Origin of the sequence: Alsobacter ponti, from assembly GCF_024294805.1 — a bacterium.
GTDB classification, from domain to species: domain Bacteria; phylum Pseudomonadota; class Alphaproteobacteria; order Rhizobiales; family Beijerinckiaceae; genus Alsobacter; species Alsobacter ponti.
This window is the reverse complement of the sequence record NZ_JANCLU010000010.1, coordinates 19639-36206: the sequence shown is the minus strand read 5'-3', so window position 1 is coordinate 36206 and position 16568 is coordinate 19639. Positions and strand designations below refer to the sequence as shown.

General features: G+C 69.7%; 14 protein-coding genes. 5 read left to right on the top strand and 9 right to left on the bottom strand.

The window, feature by feature from the left end; genetic code table 11:
• The first annotated feature begins 5 nt into the window (after positions 1-5).
• Entirely contained in the window at positions 6-497 is a 492-nt protein-coding gene (locus NK718_RS11655; RefSeq protein WP_254742152.1) for an META domain-containing protein, read from the top strand.
• Between the two features lie 15 nt (positions 498-512).
• Here NK718_RS11655 and NK718_RS11650 read toward each other — a convergent pair whose 3' ends face one another.
• The 9 genes from NK718_RS11650 to aceB all read right to left on the bottom strand — a co-directional run bounded on the left by NK718_RS11650 (position 513) and on the right by aceB (position 10577).
• Positions 513-2624, bottom strand: coding sequence for an ABC transporter ATP-binding protein/permease (locus tag NK718_RS11650; RefSeq protein WP_254742149.1), 2112 nt, complete (start codon positions 2622-2624; stop codon positions 513-515).
• Between the two features lie 252 nt (positions 2625-2876).
• Positions 2877-4520 carry a chaperonin GroEL gene (gene groL, locus NK718_RS11645; RefSeq protein WP_254742146.1) on the bottom strand — a complete coding sequence of 548 codons (1644 nt, stop codon included), beginning with the start codon at positions 4518-4520 and terminating at the stop codon, positions 2877-2879.
• A gap of 51 nt (positions 4521-4571) precedes the next feature.
• Entirely contained in the window at positions 4572-4862 is a 291-nt protein-coding gene (groES, locus tag NK718_RS11640; RefSeq protein ID WP_254742143.1) for a co-chaperone GroES, read from the bottom strand.
• 180 nt (positions 4863-5042) lie between these two features.
• Positions 5043-5978: a DMT family transporter gene (locus NK718_RS11635; RefSeq protein WP_254742140.1), complete on the bottom strand. Its 936-nt coding sequence runs from the start codon at positions 5976-5978 to the stop codon at positions 5043-5045.
• Entirely contained in the window at positions 5975-6484 is a 510-nt protein-coding gene (locus NK718_RS11630; protein WP_254742137.1) for a GNAT family N-acetyltransferase, read from the bottom strand. Before NK718_RS11630 ends, NK718_RS11635 begins: the two co-directional genes overlap by 4 nt.
• An 85-nt stretch (positions 6485-6569) precedes the next feature.
• Entirely contained in the window at positions 6570-7166 is a 597-nt protein-coding gene (locus NK718_RS11625) for a protein phosphatase CheZ (RefSeq protein ID WP_254742134.1), read from the bottom strand.
• Between the two features lie 93 nt (positions 7167-7259).
• The gene (locus NK718_RS11620) at positions 7260-8057 is read right to left on the bottom strand and encodes an LOG family protein (protein WP_371877271.1); all 798 of its coding nucleotides are present in this window, start codon (positions 8055-8057) and stop codon (positions 7260-7262) included.
• Positions 8054-8869 (bottom strand): DUF2076 domain-containing protein, encoded by an 816-nt coding sequence (locus tag NK718_RS11615; RefSeq protein ID WP_254742131.1) that lies wholly within the window; start codon positions 8867-8869, stop codon positions 8054-8056. Before NK718_RS11615 ends, NK718_RS11620 begins: the two co-directional genes overlap by 4 nt.
• 106 nt (positions 8870-8975) lie before the next feature.
• Entirely contained in the window at positions 8976-10577 is a 1602-nt protein-coding gene (gene aceB, locus NK718_RS11610) for a malate synthase A (protein ID WP_254742128.1), read from the bottom strand.
• Between the two features lie 233 nt (positions 10578-10810).
• On the opposite strand from aceB, the gene fliG reads away from it, so the two are divergent.
• The 4 genes from fliG (at position 10811) to NK718_RS11590 (ending at position 16552) form a co-directional block, all read left to right on the top strand.
• A complete protein-coding gene (fliG, locus tag NK718_RS11605) occupies positions 10811-11827 on the top strand; it encodes a flagellar motor switch protein FliG (protein ID WP_254742125.1) in 1017 nt (338 codons plus the stop codon).
• Between the two features lie 133 nt (positions 11828-11960).
• Positions 11961-13868, top strand: a complete 1908-nt coding sequence (locus NK718_RS11600; RefSeq protein ID WP_254742122.1) for a methyl-accepting chemotaxis protein — start codon at positions 11961-11963, stop codon at positions 13866-13868.
• Between the two features lie 271 nt (positions 13869-14139).
• A complete protein-coding gene (locus NK718_RS11595) occupies positions 14140-14625 on the top strand; it encodes a chemotaxis protein CheW (RefSeq protein ID WP_254742119.1) in 486 nt (161 codons plus the stop codon).
• 40 nt (positions 14626-14665) lie between these two features.
• A complete protein-coding gene (locus NK718_RS11590) occupies positions 14666-16552 on the top strand; it encodes a methyl-accepting chemotaxis protein (RefSeq protein WP_254742117.1) in 1887 nt (628 codons plus the stop codon).
• Positions 16553-16568: the final 16 nt, after the last annotated feature.

Below are 16568 nucleotides of genomic sequence, written 5' to 3'. Positions count from 1 at the left end.
CCGCTATGCTCCGCCGCGATTTCGACCCCCTGGAACCGCTCTCCATGCTCGTCCGCCTGCTTCACGCCGCCGCGTTCACGCTCGCTTTCGGAGGCGTCGCCCTCGCGCAGTCCGCGCCGCTGGCCGACCCGAAGGCGGGGGCCGGGGGCGTGCCCAAGGCGCAGAAGCAGTTTCCGCTGAACTTCCAGTGGACGGCGTCGAGCCTCAACGGCAAGCCCTACTCCGGCACGCGCCCGACGCTGCAGATCGACGACCAGCTGCGGGCGCGCGGCTTTGCCGGCTGCAACACTTTCTCGGCCACCGCCTACCCGCTGCAACAGCAGCGCCTCGCCGTGGGCCCGCTGGCGGTGACCCGCAAGGGGTGCGATCCGGGCGTGATGGCGCTGGAGAAGAGCTTCCTCGTCGCCCTGCGCACGGCCGCGCGCTGGGACCTCAAGGACGGCTACTTCGTCGTCGAGGGCCCGAACGGCGAACTGCGCTTCGAACGCGGGCTGTAAGCCGCCGCGCGCGGCTCACGCCGTCGCGCGCTGCTCCGCGTCGCCGGGCGTGAAGCGGCCGTCGGCGCCCGGCTGCATCTGCAAATGGCGACGGTGCATCGCCTGCAGCGTCGTGCGGTGGCCGATGGAGACGACGGTCGTCTCCGGCAGCTTCTCCGCCAGCATCTTGTACAGCGCCGCCTCGCTGAACTCGTCGAGCGCCGACGTGGCCTCGTCGAGGAACAGCCAGTCGGGCCGCGCCAGAAGGGCGCGGGCGATAGCGAGGCGCTGCTGCTCGCCGCCTGAGAGGCGGCCGGACCAGTTCTCCTGCGAATCCAGGCTGTCGGCGAGCTCCGGCAGGCGCGCCGCCACCAGCGCGTCGCGCAACTGGGCGTCGGTGTAGACGCCCGACAGGGCCGGATAGCTCACCGCCAGCCGCAGCGTGCCCATCGGGATGTAGGGGCGCTGCGGCAGCAGCATCACCGACGCGCCGGCGGGCACGGAAATGCGGCCCTCGCCATAGGGCCAGATGCCGGCGAGCGCGCGCATCATGGTCGACTTGCCGGAGCCCGACGCGCCGGTGATCAGCGCCGACTCCCCGGCCCGCAGCGTCAGCTGGGGCACGGAGACGATGGCGCGGCCGCCGGGCAGGCGCAGCTCCACGTCGTCGAGGCGGACATCGGGTCCGCTCTCCTGCGCGATGTCGAGGCGCGGCGGCTCGCGGCCGAGCGCGCGGGCGGCGCGAATCGACGCGCCGAACGTGGTGAGGCGGTCGATCACCGCCTTGTAGTCGGCGAGCGAGACGTAATAGTTGATGAAGAAGGTCAGCGAGCCTTCGACCCGGCCGAACGCGCCGGCCGTCTGCGTCAGCACGCCCAGCTGCACCTTGCCGAGGAAGTAGAAGGGCGCGGCGATGACGTAGGGGATGATCGGGCTGATCTGCCCGTAGAACGCGGTGAACGCCAGCAGGCGCTTGCGCAGGTTCACGATGCGCCAGAAATTGTCGATGACGTTGCCGAAGCGGCCCATGACGATCTGCCGCTCGGCCCGCTCGCCCTCCAGCAGCGCGACCTGCTCGGCGTATTCGCGCAGGCGCGCCAGCGAGAAGCGGAAATCGGCCTCGAAGCGCTGCTGCTGGAAGTTCAGCGGCGCCAGCGCGCGGCCGATGAAATGGGTGATCAGCGTGCCGACGCTCGCATAGACCAGCGCCGTCCAGAACAGCAGGCCCGGGATGACGATCTCCGTGCCCGGGATGGTGAAGCTGGCGGAGATGTTCCACAGCACGATGGCGAAGGAGACGAGCGTGGTCACCGTGGCCAGCAGGGTGATCGAGAAGCCGTAGGTCAGCTCGATGAAGCGATCGACGTCGACGGCGATGCGCTGGTCGGGGTTGTCGGCCTGCTCGCCGGTGAGCGCCATGCGGTAGTGCGTGCCGTCGTCGAGCCAGTGGGTGGTGTAGCGGTTCGTCAGGTCCTGCCGCCAGCGGATCGTCAGGCCCGACTGCACCACGTATTCCAGGATGGCGATGACGATGTAGATCACCGCCCAGAACAGGAACACCGTGTAGAGCAGGCTCCAGAAGTCGGCGGCGTTTTTCTCCTGGATGGCGTTGAACCAGTCGCGATTGAAGAAGGACAGGCGGACGTTGATGCCGACCTGGACCTGGTTGATGAGCACCAGCGACACCAGCGCGATGGTGGCGAGGCGGTTCTCGCGCATCCTCACCACGCCGAACGGCCAGATCTGCGCGGGCTTCACCTCGCGGTCGTTGAAGTAGAGGTCGGCGATGTCGGTGATGCTGCGGATGACGCGCAGGTGCGAGGCGGCCCAGACGAGGATGCCGAACACGGCGACGGTGGCGGGCAGGCTGCGCGACACCATGAAGTCGGCGAGCGCCTCGGGCCAGAGCCCCAGCTGCCCGAGCAGCACAACGCCGCCGAACAGCACGTACTCGACGCCGAAGATGCCGGTGAAGACCTGCAGGAAGCTGGAGATGCGCAGCGAGCTCCAGATGGCGGCGGCAAACAGCACGCCGACGACGCCGAGCCCGATCAGGGTGGCGTCCATCGCCTTGGCTCCGACCCCCAGCGCGAGTACGGCGAAGGCCAGGACGGCGACGGCGAGGATCGCCAGCTTGCGTCGAAACATCGTGTCTCTCTCCCCGAAAGCGCGCCGCACTCGCATTCAACCGCAGCAAAGTTGTGGCGGACTCTAAGTAGCATGGCCGGGGCCGCGGGAAAGGCCCGCCGAACGCCGCAACGAAAAAGGGCGCCGTCGCCGGCGCCCTTTCCCGAATTTATGTCGACCGGACTTCCTGGAATTCCATGCCGCCCATGCCGCCGATCAGATCGGGCTTGCCCGATCTGATACATCGAGACTTGGGCGGCGCGGCCGGACTTCTTAGAAGTCCATGCCGCCCATGCCGCCCATGCCGCCGCCGCCCATCGGAGCGGCCGGCTTGTCCTTCGGCATCTCGGCGACCATGGCCTCGGTCGTGATCAGCAGGCCGGCGACCGACGCGGCGTCCTGGAGAGCCGTGCGGACAACCTTCGCCGGATCGACGATGCCGGCGTCGAGCATGTCGACGAACTGCTCGGTCTGGGCGTTGAAGCCGTAGGTCTGGGACTTGTTCTCCGAGATCTTGTTGACGACGATCGAGCCTTCAACGCCAGCGTTCTCGACGATCTGACGGATGGGCGACTCGAGTGCCTTCAGCACGATGTTGATGCCGGCCTGGAAGTCGGCGTTCTCGGACTTCAGCTTGCTGACCGCGCCCTTGGCGCGCAGCAGGGCCGTGCCGCCGCCGGGAACGATGCCCTCTTCCACCGCGGCGCGGGTGGCGTTGAGCGCGTCGTCCACGCGGTCCTTCTTCTCCTTGACCTCGACCTCGGTCGCGCCGCCGACGCGGATCACCGCGACGCCGCCCGCGAGCTTGGCCAGGCGCTCCTGGAGCTTCTCACGGTCGTAGTCCGAGGTGGTCTCCTCGATCTGGGCCTTGATCTGGCCGACGCGGGCCTCGATGTCCTTCTTCTTGCCAGCGCCGTCGACGATCGTGGTGTTCTCCTTCTCGATCCGCACCTTCTTGGCGCGGCCGAGCATGTTGAGCGTCACCGACTCGAGCTTGATGCCGAGGTCCTCGGCGATCATCTGGCCCGAGGTGAGGATCGCGATGTCCTCGAGCATCGCCTTGCGGCGGTCGCCGAAGCCCGGAGCCTTCACCGCCGCGACCTTCAGGCCGCCGCGCAGCTTGTTGACGACGAGCGTGGCCAGCGCCTCGCCCTCGACGTCCTCGGCGATGATCAGCAGGGGCTTGCCCGTCTGCACAACCGCCTCGAGCACCGGCAGCATGGCCTGCAGCGAGGACAGCTTCTTCTCGTGGATGAGGATGTAGGGGTCCTCGAGCTCCGCCACCATCTTGTCGGCGTTGGTGATGAAGTACGGCGACAGGTAGCCGCGGTCGAACTGCATGCCCTCGACGACGTCCAGCTCGGTGTCGGCCGTCTTGGCCTCCTCGACCGTGATGACGCCCTCGTTGCCGACCTTCTGCATCGCCTTGGCGATCATCTCGCCGATCGAGGCGTCGCCGTTGGCGGAGATGGTGCCGACCTGCGCCACTTCGGCGGAGGACTTCACCTTCTTGGCGCGGTTCTGGATGTCCTTGATGGCGGCGGAGACGGCGAAGTCGATGCCGCGCTTCAGGTCCATCGGGTTCATGCCGGCGGCCACGGCCTTGGCGCCCTCACGGACGATCGACTGGGCGAGCACCGTCGCGGTGGTCGTGCCGTCACCGGCGATGTCGTTGGTCTTCGAGGCCACTTCGCGCACCATCTGGGCGCCCATGTTCTCGAACTTGTCCTCGAGCTCGATCTCCTTGGCGACGGTGACGCCGTCCTTGGTGATGCGGGGAGCGCCGAAGGACTTCTCGATCACGACGTTGCGGCCCTTGGGGCCGAGCGTGACCTTGACGGCGTTGGCGAGGATGTCCACGCCGCGGAGCATCTTCTCGCGGGCGTCGGAGGAAAAGCGTACGTCTTTGGCAGCCATGACGATCTGCTCCTGATGGAGGAATGGTTTGGAAGCGGGGAGGACGGCGGCTTACTTGCCGATCACGCCCATGATGTCGGACTCCTTCATGATGAGGAGCTCCTGGCCGTCGATCTTGACCTCGGTGCCGGACCACTTGCCGAACAGCACGCGGTCGCCGGCCTTGACGTCGAGGGCGATCAGCTTGCCGCTCTCGTCGCGGGCGCCGGAACCGACGGCGACGATCTCACCCTCCTGGGGCTTCTCCTTGGCCGTGTCCGGGATGATGATGCCACCCTTCGTCTTCTCCTCCGACTCAAGACGGCGGACGACGACGCGGTCGTGCAGGGGACGGAACTTCATGTCATGCTTCCTCTTGGCAACGCGCAATGCGCTGAAGCTGTCCGATAGGCGACTGCTAGCACTCGACACAAGGGAGTGCTAACAGGGTGACACCGAGATAGGTTCCCGCATCGGAACTGTCAAGACGCCGGCATGCCGGATTTCGAGGGACGATCGCTTGAGCGTCGCAGGGGGCGGCGTTCAGCCGGGAGCGGCCCCGGCGTCCTCGACCGCCAGCGCCGGCCGCGCCCCGCCCTTCGGCTTCACCAGCAGCAGCAGCGACCCGGCGACGATCAACGCCGCGCCGGCGATGGTGGCGATGGTGGGATACTCGCCATAGGCGACGATGCCGATGGCCGCCGCCCAGATGAAGCTGGTGTACTCCACCGCGCCGATCTTGGCCGCCGGGGCGCGCCCGTAGGCGGCGGCGAAGACGAGATGGCCGACCGTGCCGAGCACGCCGACCGCCAGCAGCGCCGGCCAGGCCGAGACGAACAGCGGCCCGGGATCGCCGAAGGCGAGCGAGAAGGGCAGCGCGTAGGCGCAGGCGAGCACGTTCTGTAGCGTCACGATTCCGACGATGTGGTCGCTGCCCGTGCGCGCCCGCAGCAGCACCATGGCGGCGGCGTAGGTGAGCGCGGCGGCGAGCGCGGCGGCCACGCCCCAGGCGTCGCGCCCGAAACCCTCCGACCCCAGGCCCTTGCCGAGCGCGATGACGAGGCAGCCCGCGAGGCCCAGCACGATGGCGACGCCGGTGGCCGGGCTGACCCGCTCTCCCAGGACGACGCGGGCCATCAGCGCCATGAACAAAGGCGCGAGATAGCTGAACACGATCGCCTCGATGATCGGCAGCAGCGACAGCGCGGTGAAGAAGAAGAACGCTGTGGCCAGCACGAGCACGCCGCGCATGGCATGGGCCCGCAACATGTCCCAGCTCGGCATCGGCGGGCGCACGACGAGCAGGATCGGCAGCACCACGATGGTGCCCCCGACGTAGCGCATGAACACGAGGTCGACCGGCGCGTAAGTGCCGGACAGGCCCTTCACGACACCGTCCATCATCGTCAGAAGGCCGGTGGCGATGGCGGCCAGCACGATGGGCGTGGCCGTGGCGTCGTGTCGCAGCGCCGGCTTCACGGCCGCGCCCCCCGCACGGCGCGCTCGAACCCGAACTCCAGCGTGGCGGCGACGTCGTGCAGGGCGCGCAGCCCCGCGACGCGCCGGAAGCCGTGGCGGGCATAGAAGCGGTGCCCGGCCGTGAACCGCGTGTCTGACCACAGCACGAAGCGCTCGCCCCCGGCCGCCGCCGCGAAGTCCTCGGCGCGGCGCAGCAGCGCGGCGGCGACGCCCTGCCCGCGATGGGCGCGCGCCAGATAGACCTTGAAGAGCTCGAACACGCCCGGAACGTGCGTCGGCGCGACAGCCAGCGAGCCGATCACGCCCTCGCCCTGGGCCTCGACCACCCACAGCCGTCCGCCCTTGCCGGCGAAATGGCTCGCCGGCGCGGCGAGCTCCGGGAATTCCTCCGGCACGAACGGGCAGCCCTCGTACTCGGCGAAGACGGAGGCGATCAGCCGCGCCAGCGCGGGACCGTCGGCGTCCGTCGCGTCGCGCGGCGCGAAAGGCTGGGGGAGCGGGGACATGGCGGATCCGGTTCGCGACGGCCTCTGGCGGGCGGGGGCCCCGCTTGTCGCACGCCGGAGCGGCGCTGAAAAGCCGGGCGCGCGATCAGCCGCGCGGGTTCGGCGGGCCGCGCAGAACGCGGTCGATTTCGGCCTGGGTGAGGTGCCCGCGGTCGGAGGGCAGGCGCGGGCCGTTCTCCAGCGGGCCGCCCGCGGCGCGGCCGCCGCCGCGCGGGTCGATGGGCGCCGGCGGCGCGATGCCGACCGCTCCGCCGAGCGCGCCCAGGCGCGCCTCGAGGTCGGCCAGGATCGACACCACGTTCTGGATGCGCTGGCCTGTGAGGTCCTGGAAGTCGCAGGCCTGGAAGATCTCGACCGTGCGGTCGACGATGTCGTCCAGCGCGTCGGCCTCCCCGGCCCCGCGCCGCACCGTGATGCGCAGGCGGTCGACGGCGGAATCGATCTCCTCCGCGCCGGCCAGGATGGCGTTGGCGGCGCGCGCCGTGTCGGCGATGACAGCGGCAAGCTCAACCGCCGCCCGGCGCAGGCCCGCGCCGGCGCGCACCGCGTCGCGCAAGGCCGCACGCTCGGCCTCGCTCATGATGGAAGCGGCGACACGGTCGGGCTGGGGCGTATCGCGCAGGGGCCCGCCCGTCGCGGCGTCGCCGAAGCGTTCGATGCGGTAGACCTTGTGCAGGCTCATGCGGGTTCCGTCCGGCCGCCGGTTGCACGCCCGGCGCGCATCAGGAACGCACGGAAACCTTAAGACGCATTTTAAAGGGTGCAATTCATTCGATCAGGGCCGTTGATGTCCCGGCGTCTCCAGGCCGTGGTGGAGCAGGCACGTCCACATCTCCTCGGCGGTGTCGGCGAAGTCGAACAGGTCGAGGTCTTCGATCCGGATCATGCCGGCCTCCACCAGCGCCGAGAAATTGATGACGCGGGTCCAGTAGTCGCGGTCGGCGAGCACGACGGGCAGGCGCGGCGCCTTGCCGGTCTGGTGCAGCGTCAGCAGCTCGAACAATTCGTCGAGCGTGCCGAATCCGCCGGGGAACACCACCAGCCCTCGCGCGCGCATCGCCAGGTGCATCTTGCGCATGCCGAAATAGTGGAAGCTGAAGGTCAGCTCCGGCGTGGAGAAGGCGTTCGGCTCCTGCTCGTGCGGCAGCATGATGTTGAAGCCGATGGAGGGCGCGCCGGCTTCCGCCGCGCCGCGATTGGCGGCTTCCATGATGCCGGGGCCGCCGCCGGTGGCGATGACGTTCTGCCGGTGTCCGCCATTGGCGAGCAGCGCCCCGCCCTCCCGCGAGGCGAGCGCGCCGAAGCGCCGCGCCTCCTCGTACCAGCGCCAGCCGTTCTCGCCGAGCGGCGTCGGCACGCCGGGCGGGCGGGCGCGCGCCGAGCCGAAGACGACGATGGTCGTCTCGACGCCCCAGGCGCGCAGCGCCTCCTCGGCCTTGGCGTATTCCAGCAGGAAGCGCACGCCGCGCATCGAGTCGCCGAGGATGAAGCTCTCGTCGAGGGCGGGCAGCACGAACGAGGGCGACGCCTTTTGCGGGGCGTTGTCGGCCGGGTGGACGGTCGGATCGTTCACGCCCAGTCGCCTCCGTCGTCGCCGCCGACATCGCCGCCGCCGTCGTCCGAGGCGACGTCGAACGTGTCGTCGTCGCCGGCGTCCGGATGCGACGCGAGGTCGTCCGACTGGCCGCCGAGGATGTCGGCCGCGTGGCTCCGCGAGCCGCCGGTCATGAGGTTGGGATCGTCGAGCCCGGTGCCGGCGAGCGAGCCGAGCCCCGTCCCGGACGCGCCGAGGTCGCCCGCCAGCGCCGAGCCGCCCGTGAGGCCGCCGCCGCCATGCGAATGCATCAGCGATTCGATGCCCTGGTAGAGCAGCGCCCCGCCCGCCACGCCGGCGGCCGTCGCCATGGCCGAGCGCAGGAAGCCGCCCGAGGCGGGCTGGCCGCCCCACGGGCCCTGGCCGAAGCCGGCGGACGGCGCGTAATTCGGCGGAGCGGGGGGCGGCGGCGGATAGCCGGGCGACGGGCCGCGGTTCCAGACGCCGCCGGGGGCGCTGTCGCCCGGCCCGACCGCCGGCACGCCACTGCCGGTCCGCCGGGGCGGTTCGCCGAACAGCGATTTGGAGATGCCGCCGAGGAAGCTCGTCGGCTCCTGCCCGGCGCGCTCCATCTCGGCGGCGCGCGCCTCCAGCTCGGCGATGCGGGCGGCGGCGGCCTTCAGCGCCTCCTCCTGCACGAGCACGGTCTGCGCCATCATGTAGGGCGCGTAGGGGTGGACGCGCACGGCGTCGGCGATGAAGGCCTCCGCCTCGCGGTCGCGCGGCGCGCCGGAGGCGGCGCCGATTCGCTCGAACAGTCCGGTGAGAAGCTGGCGTTCCTCGGGAGTCATGGTCCGGTGTCCTTCAGGGTCGCGGCCAAGCCGCGCTTCCCTCTATCTGGGGTCCGCGCCGGCCACCACCAAGGGCGGTGGCGGCGCGGAATCCGAGGAAGCCGGCTCAGCCGAGCAGCTTGTAGGCCGGCAGTGTCAGGAATTCGGCGAACTCCTTCGCCAGCGACATCTCGGCGAACAGCCTCGTCGCCTCGGCGAAGCGGCCGGCGTCATAGACCGCCGGGCCGACGGCCTCGCGCACCTTGGCCATCTCGTCATCCATCACCGCGCGGAACAGCTCCGGCGTCACCTCGCGGCCGTCGGCCAGCTTCGCCTTGTGGTAGAGCCACTGCCAGACCTGGGCGCGGGAGATCTCGGCAGTCGCCGCGTCCTCCATGAGGTTGTAGAGCGGCACCGCGCCGCGCCCGCGCAGCCACGCCTCGATATACTGGACGCCGACGCGGATGTTCTCGCGCAGGCCCGCCTCCGTGCGCTTGCCCGGGTGGACCTGGATCATGTCGTCGCGGATGATGTTGACGTCGTCGCGCAGCTTGTTGAGCTGGTTCTGCGACGGCATCAGCCGGTCGAACACCTCCATGGCGACGGGCACGAGGTCGGGATGCGCCACCCAGGTGCCGTCGTGGCCGTCGGTCGCCTCGCGCTGCTTGTCGGCGCGCACCTTGGCGAAGGCGGCCTCGTTGGCGGCCGGGTTGTTCTTGACCGGGATCTGCGCCGCCATGCCGCCCATGGCGAAGGCGCCGCGGCGGTGGCAGGTCTGGATCAGCAGCAGGGAGTAGGCGGCCAGGAAGTTGGAGCCCATCACCATGGCGGAGCGGTCCGGCGTCAGGAAGCGCGCGTTCTTTCCCAGCCGCTTGATGAACGAGAAGATGTAGTCCCAGCGCCCGCAGTTCAGCCCGACGATGTGGTCGCGCATCTCGAACAGGATCTCGTCCATCTCGAACGCCGCCGGCAGCGTCTCGATCAGGATCGTCGCCTTGAACGTGCCCCTGGCGATCCCGAGCTTCTCCTCGGCAAAGCTGAACACGTCGTTCCACAGCCGCGCCTCGAGGTGGCTTTCCAGCTTGGGCAGGTAGAAGGCCGGCGTCGCGCCCCTGGCGACGATCGCCCTGGCGTTGTGGAACACGTAGAGGCCGAAGTCGAACAGCGAGGCGGAGACCGGCTCGCCGTCGACGGTCAGGTGCGCCTCCGGCAGATGCCAGCCGCGCGGTCGCACCAGCAGCACGGCCGGAGCGGCGGAGAGCTTGTACGCCTTGCCGGTGGCCGGGTCGGTGAAGTCGATGACGCCCTGCCAGCGGTCCTTCAGGTTGGCCTGGCCCTCGACCATGTTGTCCCAGGTCGGCGACGAGGCGTCCTCGAAGTCGGCCATGAACACCTTGGCGCCCGAGTTCAGCGCGTTGACGATCATCTTGCGGTCGACCGGCCCGGTGATCTCGACGCGGCGGTCGAGCAGGTCGGCGGGGATCGGCGCGACGCGCCAGTCGCCCTCGCGCACGTGCCGCGTGTCGGGCAGGAAGTCCGGCAGCTGGCCCGCGTCGAAGCGCTTCTGGCGCTCCTCGCGCAGCTTGAGGAGCCGCTTGCGCGTCTCGTTGAAGCCGCGATGCAGCTCGGCGACGAAGGCGAGCGCCGCTTCGGACAGGATCTCGTCCTGGCGGGGGGCCGGGCCCGCGGTGACGGCGATGCCGGCCTGGTCAGCTTTGGACAGCGACATAAAGCGTCTTCCTCTCGGTTCGCGCCTGCGCGCTTGCGTCTCGTGGTCGCCATGATGCTCGCGCGGACGCCTTCGCAAAATCGTTGTCAATGGAGAGCAGTTTCGCCGAAAAGGATATAATCCTCCGGTTGCAGGCGACGCGAAACCGACGCGGAACGAGCCGGCGTTCAGAGATCGTTAACCATACCGGCCTACTCAACTAGGGATCGTTATTGCCTTTTGGAACAACCTCCATGGCCGAATTGGCGCGGGTCAGCAGGCTCTCGGGGCCGGAACGGGCGGCGGTCTTGCTGCTGGTGCTGGGGGAGGAGTTCGGCGCGCCGATCTGGGAGAGCCTCGACGACGAAGAGCTCCGCCAGGTCACGCTCGCCATGTCGACGCTGGGCTCGGTCAGCGCCCAGAACGTCGAGAGCGTCATCGGCGAGCTTGCCCACCATTACAGCCGGCTCACCGTGGTGGGCGACTACGAGCGCACGCACGAACTGCTTATCAAGCTGCTGCCGCGCGAGCGCGTCGACCCGATCATGGACGAGATCCGCGGGCCGGCCGGCAAGACGATCTGGCAGCGCCTCTCCAACGTGCAGGAGGGCATCCTCGCCAACTACCTCAAGACCGAGCACCCGCAGACCGTGGCCCTGATCCTCTCGCGCGTGCGCCCGGACCACACCGCCAAGGTGCTGAGCCTGCTGCCGGACGAGTTCGCCATCGACGTCATGCTGCGCATCCTGCAGCTCGACAACGTGTCGAAGGAGGTGATGGACCAGGTCGAAAACTCGCTGCGCACCAACTTCATCGCCAACCTGTCGCAGTCGTCGCGCCGCGATGCGCACGACACCATGGCGGAGATCTTCAACGCCTTCGACCGCCAGAACGAGGCCAAGTTCATGGAGGCGCTGGAGGCCAACGCCTTCAAGTCCGCCGAGAAGATCCGCGCGCTGATGTTCACCTTCGACGACATCACCCGGCTCGATCCCAACTCGGCCCAGGTGCTGGTCCGCTCCGTCGACAAGCTCGACCTCGCCAAGGCGCTGAAGGGCGCGTCCGCCGGCACGCGCGAGTTCTTCACCAGCAAGATGACGCAGCGCGCGGCCGCGCTGTTCCTCGACGACATGGCGGGGCTGGGACCCATCCGCCTCAAGGAGGCCGACGAGGCGCAGCAGCGCATCATCCGCACCGCCAAGGAACTCGCCGAGAAGGGCGAGATCATCATCGCCAAGTCCGGCAGCGAGGAAGACGCCATCCTTGAGTAGCAAGCAACAATACTTGCAACTTCAAGGCGTTTCTTGATCTTCGTTACTTGTTAATTGCTCTGCGATTACATCATTGACCGTGGCCTCTTCCGTTTCGGTCAGGGGCGTTTTCCTCGACGCCTGAGTGTATTTCATGCATCGCACCACCTCATCCAAGATGATGTCCATCGCCGTGGCGGGCGCCGCGCTGGCCGCCCTTTTCGCCGCGATGGCGGGCGCCGCCGTGTTGTACCCGCCCTCGACCTTTGGCCTCGCGCCGTTCCTGGCGTGGAGCGGCGCCGCGCTCGTCGCGGTGTTCGCGCCGACCGTCTGGCTGCTCGGGCGTCGCGACCGGGCCGTGGCCGGAATGCTCGTGGCCCTGCGCGCCGCGGAAGGCCCTCCCGCCGCGTGGCGGTCGCGCTCCGACGAGATCGGCGACATCGCCCGCGCCGTCGCCGCCTCCCGCGACGCGGAGGCCCAGCGCGCGCGGCTCACGGCGGCGCTGCGCGCGTGCCACGACGCGGTGATGGTCACCGACGAGAACCACGTCATCGTCTCGATGAACGAGGCGGCGGTCGCGCTCTTTCGCGACCATCTCGACGACTTCCGCGCCCAGCTTCCGGACTTCGATCCCGACAAGGTGCTCGGCAGCAACATGGCGATCTTCCACCGCAGGGCGGCCCATCAGGAACGCCTCGCCGAATCGCTGTCGCGCGCCCAGACATCGCGGGTGCGCATTGGCCGGCAAGTCTTCGACCTCACGGTCAGCCCGGCCTTCGCCGAGGGCGGAAAGCGCGCGGGAACCGTGCTGGTGTGGCACATCATGACCGCGCAGTCGGAAATCCAGGAGATTGTCACGGCGCTGGCCGACGGCGACTTCGGCAGGCGCATCGAGCTGCGCGGAAAGTCCGGCTTCACGCTCGCCATCGCCGAGGCGCTGAACGCTCTCGCGGAGCGGCTGGATTCGACCATCAGCGAACTGGGACAGTCGCTGTCCGGGCTCGCCGAGGGCGACCTCACCGGGGTGATCAGCAAGGACTATCACGGCCGCTTCGGCGAGCTGCGCGACTCGCTGAACGAGACGCTGTCGCGCCTCGCCTCGACGGTCCACGCGGTGCAGACGACCGCCTCCGACGTCAGCGCCGCCTCGCGTGAGATCGCGGCCGGCGCTGACAACCTGTCGCGGCGCACCGAGGAGCAGGCGTCGTCGCTGGAGCAGACGGCGGCCACCACGGAACAGCTCGCCGCCTCCGTGAAGTCGAGCGCGGCCTCCTCCCGCGAGGCGCTGGAGACGGCGAGGGCCGCGATGGCGGTCGCCGAAAAAGGCGGCTGCGTCGTCAACGAGGCGGTGGCGGCGATGGCGCGCATCGAGGCGGCCTCGCAGAAGATCACCGACATCACCTCGGTGATCGACGACATCGCCTTCCAGACCAATCTGCTGGCGCTCAACGCCGCCGTCGAGGCGGCTCGGGCGGGCGAGGCCGGCAAGGGCTTCGCGGTGGTCGCCTCCGAGGTGCGGACCCTCGCGCAGCGCTCGTCCGAAGCGGCCAAGGACATCACCGGCCTCATCACCTCCTCCACCAGCGAGGTCGCGGCCGGGGTGAAGCTGGTGCGCGCCGCCGGCGAGGCGCTGGAGCAGATCGTGGGCGCGTCGGGCCGCGTCACCTTGATCGTCTCGGACATCTCCTCCGCCTCGGCCGAGCAGGCCAATGGCATCGACGAGACGAGCCAGGCCGTGGCGCACATGGACGAGATCACGCAGCGCAACGCCGCCCTCGCCGAGGAGAGCGCGGCCGCCGCTTCGGAGCTGACGCGGCAGACCCAGCAGCTCAACGCCATCGTCGCCACGTTCCGCACCGGCCAGGCGGTTCGCGCTCCCTCCGCCGAAGCCGCCCGGCCCGCGCCCAACGAGCCCGCCCGCATCCGCCAGCTCGCCGAGCAGGCGTTCAAGGGGGGCGCGCAGCGCCCCGGGCCGAGCGCGCAGCGCCCCGCGCCGCGCACGCCGAACGCGCCGCCTCCTCGCGCCGCCGCCGGCGGCCGGGCGGGGTGGGACGAGTTCTGAACCGACCTCGCGGCGCAACCGCGGCGCCGACCCGGCGCAAACGAAAACCCCCGGCCTCGCGGCCGGGGGTTTTCGTTTGCGCCGGGCGATCCCGGGGCCCGGCAACCAATCGCACAAATTGTTAAGTCATTTTGCCGCACACTGTGGTTGTGGTCGTCGGAGTCTCGCCTTGCGCGTCGTCTCCAGGGCTCCGTTTTGGAGTTCGGCGCGGCCGCGCGTTGTCAGGACTGCCCCATTATTTGCCAGCGCGTTTGCGCGGGGAGCATTTCAGATGAGTATTGCCGAGGGCCCCCAGGGGGCCGACCCCCGGGCCGGGGAGGCCCAGCAGATCGTCACCTTCAAAATCGACGACCGGGCCTTCGGGGTCCCCGTCGGCAGCGTTCGCGAAATCCGGGGCTGGCAGAAGACGACGCCGCTGCCCAACTCCGCCAGCCACGTGCTCGGCGTCATCAATCTGCGCGGCGCGATCGTCGCCATCTACGACCTTCGCCAGCGTCTCGGCCTCGATCCCTCGCCCCTCTCGCGCGCCAGCGTGGTGGTGGTGATCGACATGGGCGAACGCTGCGTGGGCCTGCTGGTCGACGCCGTGTCCGACATCATCGACATCCATCCGCAGGACCTGCGCCCCGCGCCCGAGACGTCGCGCGACGGCGAGGGCCTGCTGCGCGCGCTCGTGGTGCGCGGCGCGGAGGTGATCTCGCTGCTCGAACTCGGCGCGCTGGTCGGCGAAGGCCATGCCGTCGCGCTGGCCGCCTGACGCCGCTCCCCTTCTCCCAATTCCTTCCGGAGTCCTCCCCATGTCGTCGATCCTGAATCGCCCGACCGCGACGGTCGCGGCGTCGTTGCTGCTCAGCTTCGCCGCGCCGGTGGCGCTGGCGTCGTTCTATATTCCCGAGAGGTCGAGCCTGGCCATGGTCGCCGCCGGCGGCGCGGCCGTCGCGGCCGTCGCGCTCGTCATGGCGCTCGTCGTGCTGGGCGGCGACGCCGGCCGGCTGCGGGGCTTGACCGGCCTATTGATGGCCGGCCGCCCGCCCTCCCCCGATTGGCTCACCCGGAAAGACTCGCTCGGCGAGCTGTCGCGCGCCGTGTCGCGGTTCCGCGAGGACGGCGTGGCGGACGACCGCATTCGCGGCGCGCTCGGCGCCTTCCACAACGCGGTGATGGTGACCGACGAGAACAACGTGATCGCCTACCTCAACGAGGCCGCGACCCAACTCTTCCGCGAACATCTCAACGACTTCCGCGTCGTGCTGCCGGACTTCGATCCCGAGACCATCGTCGGCCGCAACATGGGCCTGTTCCACCGCAACCCTGCTCACCAGGACCGCATGGTGAACGCGATGACGGGCCGCCACACAGCGCAGATCCGCATCGGCCGCCAGATCTTCGACCTGGTGATCTGTCCGATCCTGGACGAGCAGAAGAAACGTATCGGCTCCGTCCTGGAATGGCGCGTGATGACCGCCCAGGCGGAGATCAAGGAGGTGGTCAGCGCGCTCGCGATCGGCGACTTCAGCAAGACCGTGTCGCTGGAGCGCAAGACCGGCTTCATCCTGGAGATCGCCAAGTCGATCAACGCGCTGAACGCGCAGCTCGACTCCACCACGCGCGACCTTGCCGCCTCGCTCGGCGCGCTCGCCGCCGGCGACCTGACGCAGACGATCTCCACCCCCTACCAGGGCCGCTTCGGCGAGCTGAGGGACGCGCTGAACCACACGATCGACCGCCTGGCCGAGACCGTGTCGTCGCTGCACGACACGGCGCAGGACGTCGGCGCGGCGGCGCGCGAGATCAGCACCGGCGCGACCGACCTGTCGCGCCGCACCGAAGAGCAGGCCTCCTCGCTGGAGGAGACGGCCGCCACGACCGAGCAGCTCGCCGCCTCGGTGAAGTCCAGCGCCGCGTCCTCGCGCGAGGCGGTGGAGACGGCGCGCGAGGCGATGGAGGTCGCCGAGAAGGGCGGCTCGGTCGTCACCGAGGCGGTGGCGGCGATGGCGCGCATCGAGGCGGCGTCGCAGAAGATTACCGACATCACCTCGGTCATCGACGACATCGCCTTCCAGACCAACCTGCTGGCGCTCAACGCGGCGGTGGAGGCGGCCCGCGCCGGCGACGCCGGCAAGGGCTTCGCCGTCGTCGCCTCCGAGGTGCGCACGCTGGCGCAGCGTTCATCCGAAGCGGCCAAGGACATCACGGCGCTGATCAGCTCGTCGACGGCCGAGGTCGCCAACGGCGTCAAGCTGGTGCGCTCGGCCGGCGAGGCGCTGGGGCAGATCGTCGGCGCGTCGGGGCGCGTCACCGCCACCGTGTCGGACATCTCCGCCGCCGCCACCGAGCAGGCGAACGGCATCGACGAGATGAGCCAGGCCGTGGCGCACATGGACGAGATGACGCAGCGCAACGCCAACCTCGCCGAGCAGAGCGCCTCGGCCGCCACGTCGCTGGCGCGCCAGATCCAGCAGCTCAACGGGATCGTGGCGACGTTCCGCACCCACCAGTCCATGGCGCGGCCCGAGCCGGTGACGCCCGACTCCCGGCCTCGCCAGCCGGCGGCGAACGAGCCCGCCCGCATCCGCAAGCTCGCCGAGGAGGCGTTCAGCCGCGCCCCGGCCCGGCCGGCTTCCCGCCCCGCGCCGCAGCGCCGCGCCGCCGGCGGTGGCGAGGGGGGCTGGGAGGAGTTCTAGGACGCGGCGCGCCGCG

What these genes read in the sequence shown, in the direction of transcription:
- groL (WP_254742146.1), bottom strand. Translation starts at nt 4,520, where the DNA reads ATGGCTGCCAAAGACGTACGCTTTTCCTCCGACGCCCGCGAGAAGATG.
- NK718_RS11595 (WP_254742119.1), top strand. Translation starts at nt 14,140, where the DNA reads ATGAGTATTGCCGAGGGCCCCCAGGGGGCCGACCCCCGGGCCGGGGAG.
- NK718_RS11590 (WP_254742117.1), top strand. Translation starts at nt 14,666, where the DNA reads ATGTCGTCGATCCTGAATCGCCCGACCGCGACGGTCGCGGCGTCGTTG.
- NK718_RS11655 (WP_254742152.1), top strand. Translation starts at nt 6, where the DNA reads ATGCTCCGCCGCGATTTCGACCCCCTGGAACCGCTCTCCATGCTCGTC.
- NK718_RS11650 (WP_254742149.1), bottom strand. Translation starts at nt 2,624, where the DNA reads ATGTTTCGACGCAAGCTGGCGATCCTCGCCGTCGCCGTCCTGGCCTTC.
- NK718_RS11625 (WP_254742134.1), bottom strand. Translation starts at nt 7,166, where the DNA reads ATGAGCCTGCACAAGGTCTACCGCATCGAACGCTTCGGCGACGCCGCG.
- groES (WP_254742143.1), bottom strand. Translation starts at nt 4,862, where the DNA reads ATGAAGTTCCGTCCCCTGCACGACCGCGTCGTCGTCCGCCGTCTTGAG.
- NK718_RS11630 (WP_254742137.1), bottom strand. Translation starts at nt 6,484, where the DNA reads ATGTCCCCGCTCCCCCAGCCTTTCGCGCCGCGCGACGCGACGGACGCC.
- fliG (WP_254742125.1), top strand. Translation starts at nt 10,811, where the DNA reads ATGGCCGAATTGGCGCGGGTCAGCAGGCTCTCGGGGCCGGAACGGGCG.
- NK718_RS11600 (WP_254742122.1), top strand. Translation starts at nt 11,961, where the DNA reads ATGCATCGCACCACCTCATCCAAGATGATGTCCATCGCCGTGGCGGGC.
- NK718_RS11615 (WP_254742131.1), bottom strand. Translation starts at nt 8,869, where the DNA reads ATGACTCCCGAGGAACGCCAGCTTCTCACCGGACTGTTCGAGCGAATC.
- aceB (WP_254742128.1), bottom strand. Translation starts at nt 10,577, where the DNA reads ATGTCGCTGTCCAAAGCTGACCAGGCCGGCATCGCCGTCACCGCGGGC.